The following is a 19,267-nucleotide window of genomic DNA, read 5'->3' on the forward strand; positions in this document are numbered from 1 at the left end:
TTCTATTTTATTTAGGTCTTAAATAGATAATAAAAAAGCCGCTTACGCGACTTTTCGTAAAACAGAGTTTTGCTGATTAACCGCCTCGGCGACCACCCATGGCATAACACATATTGGGTTGCATCATGACAACCTTGCCATCAATCAGGCACGCCTCATACCTTGAAGAATCAGGCATATTGCGTTCACTGCTCGCAATAGACAAAGGCGCGATGAGCATAATCAGTACAGCCAATACAAACTTCTTCATATTACTCTCCTTCTATAATTACTCTAAAAACGTACTACTTGATATGTAAAATCCGCACGCAGTTATGATTTATTAGATATTGAATCTGAGACTATTAAAAAGTAATTTAATCCAACTCTCAATAGTTATTTTTATTTTAGATGCAATAAATCAAACTTGGTAATTTATTTTTGTCTTTATAATAAACCTCAATAATATGAGTATCTAAGCTAACTCGATTTATTTGTATAACATTCGATTTCTCATAACAATTCAAAGCAGCTCTGAATCACCACTTCGCTCTCCTACCCCATCGAGAGCTTCTAACTTATCGTTTTACTTATTTAAGTCTCAAAAGGCATGACTAAAGCATCAGGTTTAATGACTTTCATCGCAATTACTCATACTTAGTAACGCCTACTGTTACTTTCAGTCTTCTTAACTGTGACTTGTTCAGCATTGATGGCCGTACTGTGCACGCTCAGGCAATCTTCGTCTCAAGCAAGGCTCATACAGAAAGCCAAAACCAGAGCCAAAATAAAAACTTTGAGAGTAACCATTATGAAAGCCATCAAATCAATCATCATCGCACTGCTATTCACGTCAACACTTTCTGGTTGCGTGTCTACACCAGGTCATTATCGCCTCGCCCCCAATGTTCGCCCAACGTTGATGAACGCGAACATCAATGTTCAACCACTGGTTAACACGGCGGTTTCTGTTGGCAAGGTGGTATTGCCTTACGCGATTTCCGCAGGGCATGCTTACGTAAATACGCCTTATTTCTTGCTGCGATAAGCCTAAACGCTCGCCTGTCGCTCTTCGAAAGAAACCCAAAAATAAAGCCGATGCGTCTTCTCCACATCGGCTTTACGTTCAATTTCAATACATTTTCGGGAACGTTCTCTAAAGTATTCTTACGTTAGCAGCTTTCACGCTCAATGTTTTGGAAAGTCAGCACAACTTTACTCATCTCTTTTCCTCGACCTTCGATTCGTTCAATCAACATTTTCGCTGCGTTTTCGCCCGCTTTATCAAACGCATAGTTGAAGGTAGATAGGCTTGGAATACTAATGCTTGCCAGTTCATCGTTACCCACACCGAGTACGCGAACTTGCTCTCCCACTTTTACCCCCATCTCACGAAGTGCTTTAACCGCGCCTACGGCAATACGGTCGGTAGCACAGAAAAGTCCGTCCAAATGAGGATACGCTTCCATCTGTTCTTTCGCTTGCTGATAACCGGATTCAATCGAAAAATCACCGCGCGCGTGGAACAATAAAGCTTGCTGATGAAAGTCCAAAGATTGCTTTAACCCTTGCGAGCGCTGTACATCAACAGCGATGTCTTCACCTTGCACACCAATAAAACCAATCTGCTTGCAACCCGCGGCGACTAAGCGATTACCAGCTTCAAAGCCCACTCGAACGTCATCGTGCACCACGCTTGGTACGTTATGCAGTGACCCATCTTGCCCTACCAATACGACAGGAACATTGGATTGTTGAATGGCCTTGTTCAGCGCGGCATCAAAATGCGTGGCGTAAAGAATAATGCCCTCTACACGCTTTTGATTGAAGATCTGAATGTACTCGATTTCTTTTTCGTACACTTGGTGAGTATTCGCTAGCAGGACGTGTTTGCCTGCTTGCTCAATGATCGCGGTTAAACCATCCACACCCTGAGAAATCGCATGGGATGAAACACGAGGCACAATCACACCAATCAAATTGGTCTTTTGCGATTTTAGGTCTTTGGCGACTTGGTTGACGACATAGCCACACTCTTCCACCGCTTTGCGCACCTTGATTTTCGTCGCTTCTTTTACCCCGTATTCATTATTGATCACACGGGATACTGTAGATTTGGATACGCCAGCCAAACGCGCCACATCGTGCAAACTCGCCATATTGTCCCTATTCCATCTTTGCCATTGTTGATTATTGGGATTGTTTGCAGAAATCTGCCACTTCCCATGAAGGATTAACGTGATTTTACCCTCGTTAAGCGGATCATTGTCACCCAATATAACGATCATTCTCACATAATTCGGCCTTATCTTTTGACCCGTTGCCATTAATCATCAAAAATCCGCTTTGCAAACGTTCCCAAAAATAACCAAAACAATATTTATTTCAATTAAAGACAAGTAATACCAACCGGGGTGTGCAATGAACTATCCAGTCATAGCAAAACAACTACTTGAGCATTTAGGCGGTAAAGAAAACATTCAAGCCCTTGCTCACTGCGCAACACGTTTACGTTTAGCGCTAAAAGACGAAGAAAAGGTCAACGAAGAAGCGATCGGCAACCTTGATGGCGTAAAAGGCCAATTCAAAGTTGCAGGTCAATACCAAATCATTTTCGGCTCTGGCATCGTAAACCAAGTTTACGCAGAGATGGCGAAACAAACTGGATTGGCAGAGATGTCGACCAACGATGTTGCTTCTGCCGGAGCGGATAAACAAAACCTAATTCAACGCGCAGTTAAAGGGTTGTCGGATATTTTCGTTCCGATCATTCCAGCCATCGTTGCAGGTGGTTTGTTGATGGGTCTGTTCAATGTCTTAACGGCGCAAGGCCTATTCATTGAGGGTAAATCGATCATTGATGCCTACCCAGGGCTTACCGATTTAGCCAATATGATCAACACCTTCGCGAACGCACCATTTGTGTACCTTCCTGTTTTATTGGCGTTCTCAGCTTCGAAGAAGTTTGGCGGTAACCCATTCTTAGGAGCAGCGCTGGGTATGTTAATGGTTCATCCCGATCTGCTTAACGGTTGGGGTTTTGGTAGCGCTTCTGTATCCGGCACGGTACCGACTTGGAACATCATGGGTTTGGAAATCCAAAAGGTTGGCTACCAAGGTTCGGTGCTGCCTGTTCTGGTTTCTGCCTTCATTTTGGCTAAGGTTGAACTTGGTTTACGTAAAGTCATCCCATCCGTATTGGATAACTTGCTCACACCAATGCTGGCGATCTTCATTACGGGTTTCGTAACGTTTACTTTGGTTGGTCCGTTTACGCGTGACCTTGGCTTTATGCTGGGTGATGGCCTTAACTGGCTTTACGATTCAGCCGGCTTTGTGGGTGGCGCGCTGTTTGGCTTTATCTACGCACCGTTCGTTATCACTGGCATGCATCACAGCTTTATCGCGATTGAAACCCAACTATTGGCTGATATCGCAACCACAGGCGGCACATTCATCTTCCCTATCGCGGCAATGTCGAACGTTGCACAAGGTGCCGCAGCACTGGCGGTTGGTTTTACTACTAAAGATACCAAGATGAAAGGCATCGCGGTGCCATCGGGTGTGACTGGTCTACTTGGGATCACGGAACCAGCCATGTTTGGTGTGAACTTGAAGCTACGCTACCCATTTATCGCTGCGATCATCGGTTCAGCTGTCGCGAGTGCATTCATCACGCTATTTAACGTTAAAGCGCAAGCACTCGGAGCTGCAGGTCTGCCGGGCATTATTTCTATCGCACCAGATAAGATTGGCTACTACATTGTCGGCATGGTTATCGCGTTCGCAACCGCGTTTGTTCTGACCGTCGTATTGGGCATGCGTGATAAAGCAAAACAAGCAAAGACAGCGACAGCATAAGAAGTTTTAACTCCTTGCCCATTCAACACAGTCTCATCTTGCTTGTTCGATATCGGGGGCTCAGTAGTATCGAGCAGTAAGGTGGGGTTGTGGGGCATAATCCCCCTGCCACTCGCTTTGAGTAGCAAGCCAGCCAGAAGGTTTCTGACTGGCTTTTTTTGTGCTTATTCGCAAGGCGGCGCTAGGTGGATCAAAGCCAATCCACCCAGTGACGTCTCGCGGTATTTCTTGTTCATGTCTTTGCCCGTTTGGTACATGGTTTCAATCACCTTATCTAACGAGATCAAACATTTACTATTACGCTTTAATGCCATGCGAGAAGCATTGATCGCTTTCATTGCACCCATCGCATTACGCTCAATACACGGCACTTGCACTAAGCCACCAATCGGGTCACAAGTCATGCCTAGTGAGTGCTCCATGGCAATCTCAGCCGCAATGCAAATTTGCTCATTGCTGCCACCACGTAGCGCGGTCAAGCCAGCTGCCGCCATGGAAGAAGACACGCCAACTTCGCCCTGACAACCCACTTCGGCACCCGAAATAGACGCATTGGTTTTGTACAAAATGCCAATCGCACCGGACACAGCAAGGAAGTCTTTAAGCTGTTTAGTATCAAGCTCTTTGATGAAGCGATGGTAGTACATCAATACCGCCGGAATCACACCCGCCGCACCATTAGTTGGCGACGTTACGACTTGTCCACCAGCCGCGTTTTCTTCACTCACAGCAAAAGCAAACAGGTTAATCCAATCCATGATTTCCATTGGATCGTTTTCGATTGCTGCATTTGCTTCAAGCTTTTTCAGCAAGTTTGGCGCACGGCGGTTCACGTTCAAGCCGCCATCCAAGATGCCCTCTGTTTCGAAACCACGCTCCATGCAACGCGTCATCACACGCCAGATCTGTTCTGCGCGTTGATTGATGGCTTCCATTTCCTGAAACGCTTGTTCGTTTTTCAGAATCATGCCGCCGAGGCTCATGCCGTTCTTCTCAGCCTGTGCCAACATTTCGTCCGCGCTGGAGAATGGGAACTCAACTTCTACGGGTGCAGTCGCACTGCCATTTTGCAGTTCATCCGCCGTTGCGATGAAACCACCACCGATAGAGTAGTAAGTTTCAAACCCAACCTGATTGCCATGCGCATCTAACGCAGTAATCGTCATGCCATTTTCATGCAGAGGAAGATTCTCTTCATGGAACAACATGTCCGTTTTGTAGTTGAATTCGATTTCATGACGGCCATCGACAGACATCATGCCCTCTTCAATCGCCTTGCGCATCGCTTTGTTTGCAGAAGCGATTTTGATGGTATCTGGTTTGTTACCCAACAGACCCAAAATCGTTGCACGGTCTGTATGGTGACCAATCCCTGTTAACGAAAGTGAACCGTATAAATCGACTTGAATACGAACCACTTTTGCCAAGTTCGATTCAATCAAACGAGTGAAGTGGTAACCCGCGATCATTGGACCATTGGTGTGAGAGCTAGAAGGGCCCACACCAATCTTGTAAATATCAAAGATGGACAGCATAAACTTACCTATTACGACAATGCAGCATAAAGCCAATCAGGGAGAACCATACAAGCAGCGATGGTCGCCACAGCGAACACCAACAGCCCGTAATGGCTTGCGGTTGGCTTTGCAAAAAGATGTTTTTGATTATTGATAAAGATTTGTTGCTCGGCCGTCACAGCGCCCCAACGACGACTCACTAACACACCAAACAAAAGGAAGACAAACGTACCAATTGGCGCGAACCACGGCCAAGCCACGTCGAGATACATTGCAGTAAACACCGCAATCACACTCATGATACTGCCAACGATCACGCCTTTTTCGTTGGCTTTCGACCAGAATAAACCAAGCACGAATGAACCAAGACGGATACCAACGAAGATAGAAGTCAGACTAGCGATGGTTTTGAGTACCGATTCATTCGATACCGCCAGTAGAGCTGGCACTACCACCATAGCCGCAGCAAGCAAACTCATCTTTCTTGCGACTTTTTCGTAGTGCCCATCATCGGCACTCTTGCGAACGAAACGCTTGTAGATATCGAACGTCGCGACGGTCGCCATCGAGTTGTAGGTCGAGTCCAGCGTCGACATTGCGGCCGCTGCCAATGCGGAAATGATCAAACCAACGACGATTGGGTTAGTGTGGTTGAAGACGAAATCCAAAATCACTTCGTTGCTGTTTTCAAACGATTGATCTTGATAGAAAACACTCAGAAGAACACCGAGTACCGCGAAGAACAAATACACGAAAAACGCACCGTAACCACACAACAGCATCGACTTCTGCGCCGTCTTTTCACATCTCGTCGCTAACGTGCGTTGGATGATCAATTGGTTGGTGCCGTACACACTCAAATGCAAAAAGCTCACGGCAACCACGCCAGCCCAGAGTGTGGTATCCACGCCCAAATCAAAGTCTAAGTTGATGATATTCAGGTGATCACGAGAAAGGTAATCTGCCGCATTAATCTCTGTCATTAGAATGGCAAAGATAGCGATGCTGCCCGCAACCAATACTGCAGATTGCAACATATCGGTCCAGATAACCGTGGAAATCCCGCCCGCATAGGTATAGCAAGCGGTGAAAATACTGATGTAGATAATGGCTTCAGAAATACTGATAGGCAGAACTTGCACTAAGATCAGCGCCACGGCATACAAAATCACACCCGCAGAGATACATTGAACCACAATGAACACAATCGAGTTGATAGTTCTTGCATACACCCCAAAGCGGTGCTCAAGGTATTCATAAATCGAAGTCAGACCCAGCTTATAGAAGACAGGTACAAAGAAAATGACGGTGAAAAAGATAACGATGGGATAGTTAAGGTGAATACTCATCGCTTCCATGCCAGAGCTATAAACCCAACCAGGCATCCCTACAAACGTCATCGCACTAATGTAAGTCGCAAGTATCGAAACACCCGCCGTAAACCAGCCAAATTGCTTTCCACCCGTGGAAAAGTCGCCACCATTGCTGTAGCGCTTATTCACTAAATAGCTGATTAGTATGGTAATTGCTACATATAACGCAATCACCACAAAACTTGAGTACGTAACCATTTTAAGGTTTTCCTAATTCTGGGTAGCTAATTATTATGCCCAGATATTACTGTAAAAAGGCATTTTTAAACGACAATCCCACTGTAAGTGTGATTATTATCACCAATATAGGCGAAAATGTATTCAAAATCGCCAAAAACGCCGATTAGTGAGATCCTTGTCACTAAAACCCACAAAATGGGTACGCATTCATTTTAAAATTGATTTTGATCACGGTTCTAATAACCTTAAAAAAACTATGATTCACCCCGACACGAAATCGAAGATGATCCAAATAAGATCGTGTTCATTAAGTTTGAATAGCAACAAATCCTAAGTGAAATAGAGGTTTATCGGTCATGAATGCCAAAAGACACATGAGCGAAGTTCCTATGATTCAAAGGGTAGCTGCCTATCTAGCGATACTGGTTGGTTACTTTTTCTATTGTTATAACTTTGTAATTATTGACTACGTACGCCCATACATCGTTGAAGCGTATGATGGTATTAGCCTGTCAGACACTGCCCAGTTCTATACGTGGCAGTCGGTTGGTGCACTTATCGGTGCATTGAGCTGTGCTTGGTTCGCAACAAAATTTGGTAAGAAATCCACTCTTATTACCATCACAGCCCTAAACGGTGGCGCAACGATCATCAATATGATGTTCACCGACTACGCAACATGGGCAGCAATGCGTTTCATCATTGGTTTGTCACTGGGTGGTTACTTCACCGTAGCAGTAAGCCTAATGATCGGCCTATTTACGCCAACGGTACGTGGTAAGTTGACGGCATTCGCGTCTTCTATGTTCTCTGTAGCACTGATGGTAATGGGTGCGTATGCAGCATTTATTGCAAGCATTGATGCACCATGGGAAAGCCTAATGCTTGTAGGTGGTATCCCACCATTGGCAGCCGCTGTGGTCATGATCTTTGTACTACCTAGCGACAGCAAAGTGATCGCTTACGGTGAAGAAGAGCAAGCAAAAGTAGAAGAATCAAATGCACCAGCGAAAAAAGGCTCTTGGGGCGAAATGCTAAGCAAGCCTTACCGTAAGATCACACTAACGTGTCTATTACTGGCTGGCCTTAACTTCTACGGTTTCCAATTCTTTGGTGGCTTCGTAACCACATACCTACGTGATGTACGTATGTTCGACGGTGCAACCATCGGTCTCATCTTCTCTATCTCAGCATTTGGTTCACTGTTTGGTGCGTGGTTCTGGGGTTGGGTAGCTGACAAATTCGGTCGTAAGGTGAACGCGTTTGGCTTCATCCTAGCGGGCATCATGGTTTCAATCTTCTTTGTTGCACCTGGCGACATGGTGATTGGCGGCCTAAACATGTTGGCTCTACTTGGTCTGATTTACAACTTCGGCCTGTCTTCTTCAGCGGTATGGGGTGGTTACTTCTCAGAACTGTTCCCAGCACACCTACGTAGCTACGGCGCGGCGCTATTCCACGGTGGTCGTATCCTCGGTATGTGGGCACCAATGGTACTTATCTTCATCCAAGAGCGTACCGACCTACAAACCGCAATGTGGGGTTCACCAATCGTATGGATCCTTGCTGGTCTTCTATGGCTATCACTGCCAGAGACACTAAAAGGCGGCGTGTTCGATAAGAGCAAAAAAGCCGAAGCAGTAAAAGCGTAACTGAATTTCAAAAACTCCGGCTGGCTCCCCGGCCGGATGAAAAAACTTAATTTCGAGTCCTGTTCCCAAAGCCGACTCGACAGCAAATAAGAGAGTTTATTATGTCTAAATATCAAGAAGCGAAACGCGTTGTACGTGAATACTTCAGCGCAATGGAAAACGCAACTCACGAGAACGTGGCAGAAGTACTAAAAGCACACACTTCAGAAGATTACCTATGGCGTGGTGTTTACCCATTCCGTGAGCAACAAGGCGCTCAAGCAGCGGCTGACGTTTTCTGGGCTCCTTTGATGAAATCAATGACTCGCATGCAGCGTCGTCAAGACATCTTCATCGGTGGTGAGAACGAAGTAACATCAGGTGAAATCTGGGTAATGAGCATGGGTCACTTCATGGGTCTATTCGACGCTGAATACCTAGGCATGCGCCCAACTGGCAAAATCATGAACATCCGTTACGCAGAATTTAACTGTGTTGAAAACGGCAAGATCACTAAGACTGGTCTATTCCTAGACCTTCTAGGCGCGATGGACCAAGCGGGTTGTTACCCACTACCACCATCAACAGGTAAGCACTTCGTATACCCTGGTCCTCGTAACCACGACGGTCTACTGTTCGAAGACGCAGCACCAGAAGAAGGCGTAGCAACACTAGCACTAGTGAACAAGATGGTTGATGACCTATCTGCACTAAACGACAGTGGCGCTATGGGTTGCCCACCAGAAGTTCTTGAGAAGAGCTGGTCTAAAGACATGATCTGGTACGGTCCATGTGGTATCGGTGCGTCTTACACAATTCCTCGTTACCAACAGCAGCACCAATTGCCGTTCCGTAACAACCTAAAAGACAAGAAGTTTAACGGCCACGTATGTCGTTTCGCAGAAGGTAACTTCTCTTGTTTCTTCGGCTGGCCAAACCTATCTAACACGCCTATCGGTGGTTTCCTAGGTATGACAGGCGGTGAAGTACGTGCAGACATGCAAGTGGTTGACGTTTACTACCGTGACGGCGACAAGCTATCTGAGAACTGGGTACTGATCGACCTTCCTTACTGGCTAAAACAGCAAGGTCTAGACGTGTTCGAGCGTACTCAACAGATCCTAAACCCTTCTCTATAAGAAGTCCTAGGGGCGGATTGTCAACCCGCCTTTATGTTGCCTGAATCCCCTCTCGGTTCAGGTGACATGCTCCCAACTCGTGCCTCAAGGATGGGGCACAACCTCAAGATAGAACCCTTATTCAAAACGGGCATGAACGCACGGTGGCTTTCTGCGCCCTGAATAATGAGATTGATGATGAAAAAGTCGACCCTTTCTGCAGTGATTTTAGCAGCGCTTACTTCTAGCTCAGCCTTTGCTGCACACACTTTTGTTAATGACGCTGGCGACAGCCTAACCATCGATGGCCGTTTCGACCTTCGCTACCAAGACCGTGGCGGTGATGACAACGGCGAATGGAACAGCGGCAGCTCACGTTTCGGTTTGAAAGGCCAAATGGGTCTGGATAACGGCTGGACTGGTTTCGGTCACGCGGAATGGGGCTACAACTCTGGCGCGAACGGCGACAACATTTACGACCGCTTGCTATACGCAGGTGTTGATCACGAAAAATACGGCAAGATTGCTGCGGGTACTAAGCAGTGGTCTACCTTCTACGACGTAGCATGGTACACCGATTTAGGTCGTGTATTCGGTACTCGTGGCTCAGGTGTTTACAACCTAGCTGACTGGGGTATCGCATCCGGTGCTGGTCGTGCAGAAAACTCAATTACGTACCGTAATTCAATCAATGAAAAAGTGAGCTACGGCTTTACTTACCAAACCACGCGTGAAGATGTTGCTCTAGCAGGCAATGCGACAGCCTCACTGAAAAACGGCATGGGTGCGTCGATCACTTACAAACCGGTTGATGGCGTAACACTTGGTGCGGCTTACCATCAGAATGAAGTTGCGGATCTAGACGCAAGCGTGGTTGGCGTAGAAAACGGCGACAACATGCGCATCATGCTATTGGGCGCGAACTACAGCAACGGTGGCTTCTACGCGGGTGCGACTTTCCACGTTGGCGAAAACTGGGAAGCAGTGAGCCAAGGCGGTACGGACGTAATGTTCGATACCCTAGGTGGCGAAATCTACACTTACTACCACTTCGACAACGGCCTACGCCCAACGTTGAACTACAACTACATGGAAGATCGTGGTGACGAGACACAAGGTTACGAGCGTAACTTGCTGATTCCTGGTCTTGAATACCACTTCCAGAAGAACAAATTCCTAGTTTGGACTGAATACCAGTTCGACCTAGGTAAAGATCAGTACGATGGCAGCAAATTCGAAAACCGTGATGATCAATTCGCGGCAGGTATTCGCTACTACTTCTGATAACCACGAGATAAGTTATTCCGGTTACGTAACTTATTCGATTTAGTGGAAATGGGAAATAAGAGCAAGCCTTACCTTTTTTGGGTAAGGCTTTTTTCGTATGCAAAACATGAAATGTAACTTGGGTACTACCCAAATTGCGCCACCAAAGACAATCTAACCCTTTATTTACCTAAATCTTGCTTATTTCTCTTTATGACTACGTACCTATTTGTGTTAACCTAGTCACAGTTAAACTGACTTATGAATCAACTCACATGAATCCTGCAAAACAAACCGTAACATCGAAGGACGTTGCCAAACTGGCTGGCGTTTCTCAATCTACTGTATCGCGTGTGTTTGTTCCGGGCAGCTCAGTATCTGAAAAGACCAAGCAAAAGGTCTTCGAAGCCGCGAAAGCCCTAAACTACCGTCCAAATGCTTTTGCACGTAGCTTGACCACCAACGAATCTAAGTTGATCGGTTTGGTATTCCCTGATGCGGACTACCCTATCCACATGAAAACACTTCAATTGATTTCAAGTGAATTGCAGAAGCAAGGCTACTCAGCGGTGTTGATTCCATGGCAAGTGGATGATGAAGACAACCACTCGATCCCGAACATCTTCCAATACCGTGTAGATGGTGTCATTGCCGCTTCCGCTACCTTCAACAAATCACTGTATGAAGAGTGTGAAGAGTTCAATATCCCTATCGTTCAGTACGCGCGCGTCGTAGAAGGCACTAAGAGCAGTTACGTTATCAGTGACAACTACGAAGCTGGTCAACAAGCGGCACAACTGCTGCACGAAAGTGGGGTGAAAAACGCGGTTTACCTGACGGGTGAAGTGCCAACCTTTACTAACGACGAGCGTCAAAGTGGCTTCAGCGCTGAGTTTGAGGACTTAACGGGCAAGACGCCGCGAATTATTGAAGCGAGCTACGACTACGCAAGTTCGCTGGATAAAGTACGTGCCATGCTAGCCGATAAGAATCGTCCAGAAGCCGTGTTCTGTGCAACCGACAACCTTGCAATGGCAGTAATGGATATTGCACGTATTGAGTGTGGTATTCGCATCCCTCAAGATCTGAAAGTCATCGGCTTCGACAACATTCCACAAACGGAATGGTTGAGCTACCAACTGACCACTTTCCGCCAAGACTTCCGTCGCCTGGCGCGTGAGTGTGTGAAAATCATCGTTGATCAAATCAACAATAAAAACAGCAGCTTGGTGAAGATGATGGTGCCAGTCAAATTGATAGAGCGCAGCACCACCAAAGCCTAATCCCAGAGAAGCCAACCCAAGCGGTTGGCTTTTTTATTCCCTCATTTCTTCTTTCTCTTGCCTCTCATCTTTTACTTCTACTTCTAAGATTTCGAGCCAATGGTTCATTTGGTGTTGTGGTTACTAATGAACCTCTGTATATTTATGGACCATTACAGTATATGAACCAATTTCAAGAGACGCATTGCACCCATGGCTACCTTTCTCTATACGCGGCACTCCCCTAAAAACCGGGCTTACCCTGAGCAGCTCAACGCTTTGAAAGCCTTTGCTCCAGAAGCAGTTCACCTTGAAGACAAGGTACGCGGCTGCACGCCACCAGCCGAGCGACAAGCCTTTCAACAACTCTTAACTACCGTGCAAACTGGCGACACCGTTGTACTTTGGTGGTTAACCGCCTTTGGCCGAGACTTCAGCCAAGCCCTAAGCACGATTCAAACTCTGCTTAACAAAGGCGTCACCCTAAAAACCGTTTGTGAACCACTGACCTTTGAACCCGGTTCCGTACAAACGCAAACCTTGCTTTCGCTGCTTTCTGGCTACGGACAAGTGCAAACGCAACATCGCTTGTTCGCCGCAGAACAAGGCCGCAAAGCACTAAAAGACGACCCACAGATGTGGAAGCAGAAATTCCGAGGTCGCCCTGCAGACAAAGCGAAACATCAACACATTGCAACTTTGCTTCTGGAAGGCAATACGCTACAAAGCGTCGCAGAACAATGCGAAGTCAGCCTATCGACGGTCAAACGAGTGAAAGCCAAATTGAATGAGTTTGATGAGGAAGGAAGCCTGCGCCGCCGTGGCGATGGTGAAAAATCATGAGTCGACCGATTGAATTTAAAACCATATTGCTGGCGTGTCTCATCATCAGTGTTGGTCAGCTCAGTATGGGCTTGGTGTTTCCATCTCTTCCTTGGATCGCGAAAGATTTCGATATTTCCCTCGACCAAGCTCAGCTGTTAGTCAGTGTTTACTTACTTGGTTTTGGCCCGTCTCAGTTTATCTATGGCCCGGTATCCGATGCGTTAGGCCGCAAAAAGGTGCTATTAGCCGGCTTGTTGATTGCCATGCTCGGACTATTGATGATCATCTTCCTAAGCCACACTTTCACTGGCATGGTCGCAGGCCGTTTTCTGCAAGGTTTAGGTACAGGCTGTTGTGCGGTGTTAGCCCGAGCGTCTACTCGTGATCGCTTTAATGGTCCTGAGCTCCCTGTCGCTTTGTCCTACATTGCGATGGCGGCCTCTATCACACCGTTAGTTGCTCCTGTTATTGGTGGTTTCATTAACGCCCACTTCGGCTGGACTATGGTATTTATCTCGTTGTTGGGTTACGTATTGTTGGCTTGGACTGTGATCGTATTTCGCTTCCAAGAAACCATCACACAAACCTCAGCCTTGCCATCACCGAAAAAGATGCTGCTGCAATATCGTGACCTACTGACTTCTCGTTACTTTATGAGCTTTGCCAGTATCGGTTGGCTTAACTTCAGCTTGATGATCACAACCGTTTCGGTAATGCCTTTTATCATGCAAAACCAAATCGGCATGACATCCGATCAATACGCGATGTGGGCACTGATTCCGGCGTTCGGCATGATTTGCGGCACCAGTATCTGTAACCGTGTGCGACCAATCATCGGCACAAAGAAGATGCTATTAGTCACGCCAATCCTGCATGTCAGTTCCGCAGCGTGGCTGTTCTTCTGTCCTGTTGAGCCGCTGTACTTAATGCTAGGCCAACTGCTGATGATTTTAGGCAATGCTATCGCTCTACCTTGTGCTCAAGCCATGGTAATGCAACCCTATAAGAAACAAGCAGGTGCAGCTGCGGCGATGTCGGGCGGTGGCCAAATGGTGGTGTCATCGATTGTGAGTATGGCATTGGTGCAACTCGGATTAAGCCAAGCGTGGCATCTATCATTGGTGATTGTGGTCTTCGCGACCATTACACTAACCAACGTTCTGCGAGGTTTTGCCACTGAGCAACCTTCCGAGCAATAGAGTCCGGGCAATAGAAAGTAACAAGGAAGACAAATAACGACATGAAATCACTCAATCTTGCTCAAGCACAAAAATTGGCTTTGCTCTCTCAAGGGTTGCCGCTAGCAAGCAACAAAGGTAGCGCCAAAGCGAAGACCTTAGCCGTCTTTGAACAACTGGGCTATGTGCAGATTGATACGATTTCTGTCGTTCAGCGCGCCCACCATCATACTTTGTGGAGCCGAAACCCAAGCTACCAACTTGAGCACCTAGACCAACTGGTGGCAGAAAAGAAAGTCTTCGAATATTGGTCTCATGCGGCGGCGTATTTACCTATGTCGCAATACCGTCATAGCTTACCTCGCAAAGCGGCGATCAAATCCGATCAGCAAAAGCATTGGTACAAAAAAGACCACGACTTGATGGCGTCTATCTTGAAGAGAATTGAGCAAGAAGGCCCATTGATGGCAAAGGACTTCGAATCTGCCAACCATAAGACCGATGGCTGGAATACTAAGCCAACCAAACGCGCCCTAGAGAACTTATACATGCAGGGCGATTTGATGATAAGCGAACGTCGTGGTTTCCAGAAAGTGTATGACCTGACCTCACATGTTCTGCCTCGAGACGTTGATATATCGATGCCAACCGAGCAAGAACACGCGCGATTCTTAGTCCTCAACTATCTTAAATCTCATGGGTTCGGTACTTTGCCTGAAATGGTTTACCTACTGAAAGGAGTTAAGAAGCCAGTACAACAAGCTCTGTCCGAATTGGTCGATTTGGGTGAGATTGAAGCCATTAGCATCAACAATTCAGCTTACTATACCTGTAGCGATGCACTGAACTTGCTCGACAAACGGCTCAACCGCAAACGCGCTAAAATCCTTTCCCCATTTGATAACCTGCTTATCCAACGAAAACGCGCCAGCACAATTTTCAACTTTGATTACTTGTTAGAGTGTTATGTTCCAGAGCCAAAACGCCAGTTCGGTTACTTTTGTCTGCCAATATTGTGGGATGGGAAACTGATCGCGCGCGCCGACTGCAAAGTGGATAAAACCAGTTCAACGCTGAACGTTCTTAACCTAGTCACCGAGCCTTCGCTTAAAGACAGAGAGGCGTTTTTCGTCGCCTTAGAAGAGGAACTACAAGCTTTCGCGCAGTTTAATCAGTGCCAAGCGTTTGTGATTCAGAAAGTTGCGCAAAGGGCGTAATGAAAAGAACAGTGCTCGAAGAATCAAAGAGCAAAGTGCTGAGAAACCAAACTGTTCTCATGAAGCCCATGCTCTCTGCATATCGATTCTGAATGACATCCGTCTCTCGATATTCAGAGAGACGAGATACTTAGGTGATAGTGACCTTTAAGAACTTTGTAGGCTCACCAAAATCACGCCAACGGTGATCAAGCCAATCCCCATCCAGTTGACCATGCTGAGCTTTTCTCCCAGTAAAACCACACTGAATATTGCCACCAGCACCACGCTTAGTTTGTCGATCGGCGCAACTTGAGAAGCTTGCCCCAATGACATGGCGCGGAAGTAACACAGCCACGATGCACCTGTTGCCAAACCCGATAGCACCAAGAACACCATGCCTTTGGTCGAGAGCTCTCCAATGGCACTGAACTGCTTAGTCGCGTAAGCAATCAAACCAACCAAAACAAGAATCACGCAGGTACGAATAAAGGTCGCCAAGTCAGAGTTGATGTTCGCCACACCAAGTTTGGTCAACACTGCGGTCATCGCCGCAAATACCGCCGACATAAGCGCCCAAAATAACCAAGAAGTTTGAAGCATTGTCTTTTCCTATTCATCCCTAAAAGCAAAAAAGGCGTTACAGAGTGTACTGCAACGCCATGTCTTGCTTCGATTAAATTCGACTTAAATCCAATCGAATCAGTCTCTAACTAGAGCTTAAAAGTCTGCTGTCATACCAACATAGTAAGTACGCGGTGCTTCAACATAACCGATGTTTTCTAGCTCTCTTGATACGCTTTCATCGGTTAGATTGGTGATACCCGCACGAATACGTAGTGCATCATTCACATGGTAAACCGTTCCTAAATCCATCGTGGTATAAGCGTCTTGCGTTAGCTGAGAGTCAATCTTACGGTCGCCACGGTAGCGTGCGCTCGCAAACAGGTTCAAATCTTGAGTTGGGTACCAGTTTAGGCGAGCAAATGCAGAGTGCTTGTAACGCTCGTTCAGCTCTTCACCGGTCGACTTATCTTCGGTGTCTAAGTAAGTGTAGTTACCAGACATCGCCCATTGATCATTGAACTGAATGCTACCCGTTAGCTCCACACCTTGGATAACGGCTTTCGATACGTTTTGGTAAGACTTGTACGGGTTAGACACTTCACGATCGATAGGGTCGCCATTGTCATCAATACAGCTCATCACTGCACTCGACCACGTACCGACTTCACAGAAGATGTCTGTCTGTTCGATTAGGTTTTCGATTTCGTTACGGAATACCGCGCCTTCTAAGTTCCAGTTACGACCGCTGTATAGCGCCGAGAACTCGTAGTTCACGCTGGTTTCTGCTTCCAGATCTTCGTTACCTACGATGTTACAGTTACCTTTACAGCTGCTCATCGAGAAATCTGGGTGGTTTTGCGTCATGGTTGGTGCCTTAAACGCTTTACCAACACCACCTTTCAGTACCAAGTCGTCCGTTGTTTGGTGTACTAGGTACACACGCGGGCTGAACTCTTCGCCGTAGTGCTCGTGCTTATCCAAACGACCACCAATTGTCGCCATTAGCGTATCGGTCATTTCCCATTGGTCTTGGATAAATACCGCACCTTGGTAAGCTTCTGCTTTGTTACCCACGATGTGCTCTGGGTTGGTTAGCTTACTAGTTTGGTAGTCCACGCCAAACGTCACAGTGTGGCTTTCACCTAGGTAAGTGGTTGCTGACGCTTCAAAAATTTGTGTTAGTTCTTCAATTGAATCAGCACCATCGTTTGCCGCTTCAATGTTCTCTACGTTTTCACGTGAGTAACGAACTTGCGTATCACCCCAAGACCAAAAACCGGTATGCGATAGCGCTTGGCTGTTACGTTTGACGCGAGACTCCGAGAACAGAACCGTAGTGCCACTTTCTGCTGCGGTATCACGCTCATCGTCACTGTAACCAAGGTCAAGATCGATAAATTGATTGTCCACCAAATGCCATGAAAGTGTACCGAACATCGCTAAACTATCGCGATCTTCAAGTGCAGTAACCTCTTCGCGATCGATGCCGCCTTTCTCGCCAGAGTATGGCTGCCACGCGTTGCGACTCGTTTGAGAAACAGAGAAACGAGCGAATAGAGTGTCTTCAATCAGAGCGCCAGACGTGGTTAGACCCACTGTGTACTCTTGACCACCATTGCCATCGTTTGGCGTGGTGTTGTCTAAGCTAAGTTGCGAGCTCCAATCGTTGCTTGGTGACTTAGTGATGATGTTGATCGTACCACCCATACCGTCAGAGCCGTAAAGCGCCGACATAGGACCACGGATGATCTCTACTCGCTCAATTGAATCCATTGGGATCGCAGAAAGATCAAAGTCGTTACCACGTACGATCGCACTTGCCGAACTCATGCGACGCCCATTTACCATGATCAGTGTGTATTTCGAATCCATACCACGAATCGAGATTTGCTGACGACCTGCACGTGTGCTGTCGAAGTCTGACTCCACGCTGGTTGCGTTAGACACGATGTCCGCCAGCGTGATGCCTGGATCGTTTTCGATGTCTTCAGCGGTGATCACCGACATAGAAGCTGGAGCATCTTTCAGCTCCATCTGGGTACGAGTTGCTGTTACAACAAGCTGCTCATCGGTTTCGATTGGCGTTGTATCAGCAAAGACGGAAAAAGAGGTACATAGCGCACCGATCACCACTGCTAATGGTTTTGGCGCAAACGGAGTCGTCTTCGACATGGTAAAAACCTATAAATTTTAATGGAACTTATAATGATAATGGTTCGCATTAAATAGCCTTTATTTGACGAAGACAAGCAACCGAGCATTTGTAGGATTAATTACCAGTATGTCGAAAATGAATAATAATATTCTTTACCATTCAGCTTCAGTTGAGCCATATATTTCCTTGAACAATGACTTAACCCAATTACACATCGGGTCGTTATGATAGCGCTTATGCCAGTATAAATAGACCGATTCACTGTCCATTCGAATCGCTTTTGGTACGGTTTTGGTGATCAATTTTCTGCCCTGACAAGCGTCTTGTGCAAACGGTGTTGGCAAGTGGAAAATCACGTCCGTTTGCTCGGCAATCGCTGGCGCGGCGTTGAAGTTTGAAAGCTGAACAGGAATCGATAATTGGCGTTTTTTATCCACCACACCTAGCTCAACAAAACGGTGATAAATCGACAGGGTTTTGCCACCTTGAAGTGAGATTTGACCGAAGTTGCAATCGAGCAGCATCTCCACCGTCAGTTCCTCAACATGGGCAAGTGGATGAGTTTCGCTCATCAAGAATCGGTAGTCGCGATTGGCAATTTTCATGCGATACAAATTCTGCTCAGAGCTAGGTGGCTCAGCGGTTGAAAGCACAAAATGCACATCCCCTGCGATCAGCGCATCGAAATGGCGCTTCGGGATAGAATCGATATCGACAATCATGTTCGGCGCTTCTTCACGGATGCGCGAAACAATCGGTGGCAGTAAGAAAATCACCTGCGGAACCAAGCCGTAAAAACGGATCGTACCGTTGCTCTTTTCTGGCACAAATGACTGGCCGTACATCAGCTTTTCTAGCCCGGTTAGAACGGTGTTCAAATCTTGCTTGATCACTTCGGCTTTTGGGGTCAATTCGTAGCCGTGTGCAGTACGTACTAACAGCTCATCGTTGAACAAGTTTCTGAGTTTCTGTAAAGAGCGGCTCACCGATGGTTGGCTCATATTGAGCGATACCGCGGTGTTGGAAACATGCTTCTCTTCAAGTAGGTGTTTGAGAATAAACAATAAGTTCAAGTCGACTTGAGCTAAATTCATTTTTTGAATACTCACTATTCTGCTAATTCTGTTGCTGCATATAGACTATCTGCTAATGTGCCTGC

Annotated in this window: 16 protein-coding genes; 9 read left to right on the plus strand and 7 right to left on the minus strand. The window is 46.6% G+C overall.

The features are described 5' to 3' along the window. Positions 1-76: 76 nt before the first annotated feature. Positions 77-250 (minus strand): hypothetical protein, encoded by a 174-nt coding sequence (locus VCHENC03_RS27835; RefSeq protein WP_009706544.1) that lies wholly within the window; start codon positions 248-250, stop codon positions 77-79. Between the two features lie 540 nt (positions 251-790). On the opposite strand from VCHENC03_RS27835, the gene VCHENC03_RS10150 reads away from it, so the two are divergent. Beyond that, positions 791-1,027, plus strand: coding sequence for a hypothetical protein (locus tag VCHENC03_RS10150; RefSeq protein WP_005449600.1), 237 nt, complete (start codon positions 791-793; stop codon positions 1,025-1,027). A 124-nt stretch (positions 1,028-1,151) separates the two neighbouring features. Here the strand turns inward: VCHENC03_RS10150 and VCHENC03_RS10145 are convergent, their stop codons facing one another. Next, the gene (locus tag VCHENC03_RS10145) at positions 1,152-2,138 is read right to left on the minus strand and encodes a LacI family DNA-binding transcriptional regulator (protein WP_009706545.1); all 987 of its coding nucleotides are present in this window, start codon (positions 2,136-2,138) and stop codon (positions 1,152-1,154) included. 262 nt (positions 2,139-2,400) lie between these two features. Here VCHENC03_RS10145 and VCHENC03_RS10140 point away from each other — a divergent pair, with 262 nt between their 5' ends. After that, positions 2,401-3,840: a sucrose-specific PTS transporter subunit IIBC gene (locus VCHENC03_RS10140; protein WP_009706546.1), complete on the plus strand. Its 1,440-nt coding sequence runs from the start codon at positions 2,401-2,403 to the stop codon at positions 3,838-3,840. Positions 3,841-4,004: 164 nt separating this feature from the next. Here VCHENC03_RS10140 and VCHENC03_RS10135 read toward each other — a convergent pair whose 3' ends face one another. Then, a complete protein-coding gene (locus VCHENC03_RS10135) occupies positions 4,005-5,375 on the minus strand; it encodes an L-serine ammonia-lyase (protein ID WP_009706547.1) in 1,371 nt (456 codons plus the stop codon). Positions 5,376-5,386: 11 nt separating this feature from the next. Next, the gene (locus tag VCHENC03_RS10130) at positions 5,387-6,928 is read right to left on the minus strand and encodes a sodium:solute symporter (protein ID WP_009706548.1); all 1,542 of its coding nucleotides are present in this window, start codon (positions 6,926-6,928) and stop codon (positions 5,387-5,389) included. Positions 6,929-7,266: 338 nt separating this feature from the next. Here VCHENC03_RS10130 and VCHENC03_RS10125 point away from each other — a divergent pair, with 338 nt between their 5' ends. From VCHENC03_RS10125 to VCHENC03_RS10095, 7 genes are all read left to right on the plus strand, one after another. Further along, complete coding sequence (locus VCHENC03_RS10125) at positions 7,267-8,562, plus strand: MFS transporter (protein WP_009706549.1); 1,296 nt, start codon at positions 7,267-7,269, stop codon at positions 8,560-8,562. A gap of 101 nt (positions 8,563-8,663) precedes the next feature. After that, positions 8,664-9,680: a nuclear transport factor 2 family protein gene (locus tag VCHENC03_RS10120; protein WP_005374772.1), complete on the plus strand. Its 1,017-nt coding sequence runs from the start codon at positions 8,664-8,666 to the stop codon at positions 9,678-9,680. 177 nt (positions 9,681-9,857) lie between these two features. Further along, positions 9,858-10,943: a porin gene (locus VCHENC03_RS10115; RefSeq protein ID WP_009706550.1), complete on the plus strand. Its 1,086-nt coding sequence runs from the start codon at positions 9,858-9,860 to the stop codon at positions 10,941-10,943. Between the two features lie 257 nt (positions 10,944-11,200). Next, positions 11,201-12,208, plus strand: a complete 1,008-nt coding sequence (locus tag VCHENC03_RS10110) for a LacI family DNA-binding transcriptional regulator (RefSeq protein WP_009701770.1) — start codon at positions 11,201-11,203, stop codon at positions 12,206-12,208. Positions 12,209-12,400: 192 nt separating this feature from the next. Continuing rightward, entirely contained in the window at positions 12,401-13,030 is a 630-nt protein-coding gene (locus VCHENC03_RS10105; protein ID WP_020195591.1) for a recombinase family protein, read from the plus strand. After that, on the plus strand, positions 13,027-14,211 hold the full coding sequence (locus VCHENC03_RS10100; protein WP_009706552.1) for a multidrug effflux MFS transporter: 1,185 nt from the start codon (positions 13,027-13,029) through the stop codon (positions 14,209-14,211). Before VCHENC03_RS10105 ends, VCHENC03_RS10100 begins: the two co-directional genes overlap by 4 nt. 41 nt (positions 14,212-14,252) lie before the next feature. After that, positions 14,253-15,407 carry a winged helix-turn-helix domain-containing protein gene (locus VCHENC03_RS10095; protein WP_009706553.1) on the plus strand — a complete coding sequence of 385 codons (1,155 nt, stop codon included), beginning with the start codon at positions 14,253-14,255 and terminating at the stop codon, positions 15,405-15,407. 147 nt (positions 15,408-15,554) lie between these two features. Here VCHENC03_RS10095 and VCHENC03_RS10090 read toward each other — a convergent pair whose 3' ends face one another. The 3 genes from VCHENC03_RS10090 to VCHENC03_RS10080 all read right to left on the minus strand — a co-directional run bounded on the left by VCHENC03_RS10090 (position 15,555) and on the right by VCHENC03_RS10080 (position 19,202). Further along, positions 15,555-15,989, minus strand: coding sequence for an EamA family transporter (locus VCHENC03_RS10090; protein ID WP_009706554.1), 435 nt, complete (start codon positions 15,987-15,989; stop codon positions 15,555-15,557). Between the two features lie 117 nt (positions 15,990-16,106). Continuing rightward, positions 16,107-18,125 (minus strand): TonB-dependent receptor domain-containing protein, encoded by a 2,019-nt coding sequence (locus tag VCHENC03_RS10085; RefSeq protein WP_009706555.1) that lies wholly within the window; start codon positions 18,123-18,125, stop codon positions 16,107-16,109. A gap of 135 nt (positions 18,126-18,260) precedes the next feature. Then, positions 18,261-19,202, minus strand: coding sequence for a LysR family transcriptional regulator (locus tag VCHENC03_RS10080; protein ID WP_005434330.1), 942 nt, complete (start codon positions 19,200-19,202; stop codon positions 18,261-18,263). Positions 19,203-19,267: the final 65 nt, after the last annotated feature.

This window comes from Vibrio sp. HENC-03, assembly GCF_000305755.2.
Lineage (GTDB): Bacteria > Pseudomonadota > Gammaproteobacteria > Enterobacterales > Vibrionaceae > Vibrio > Vibrio owensii.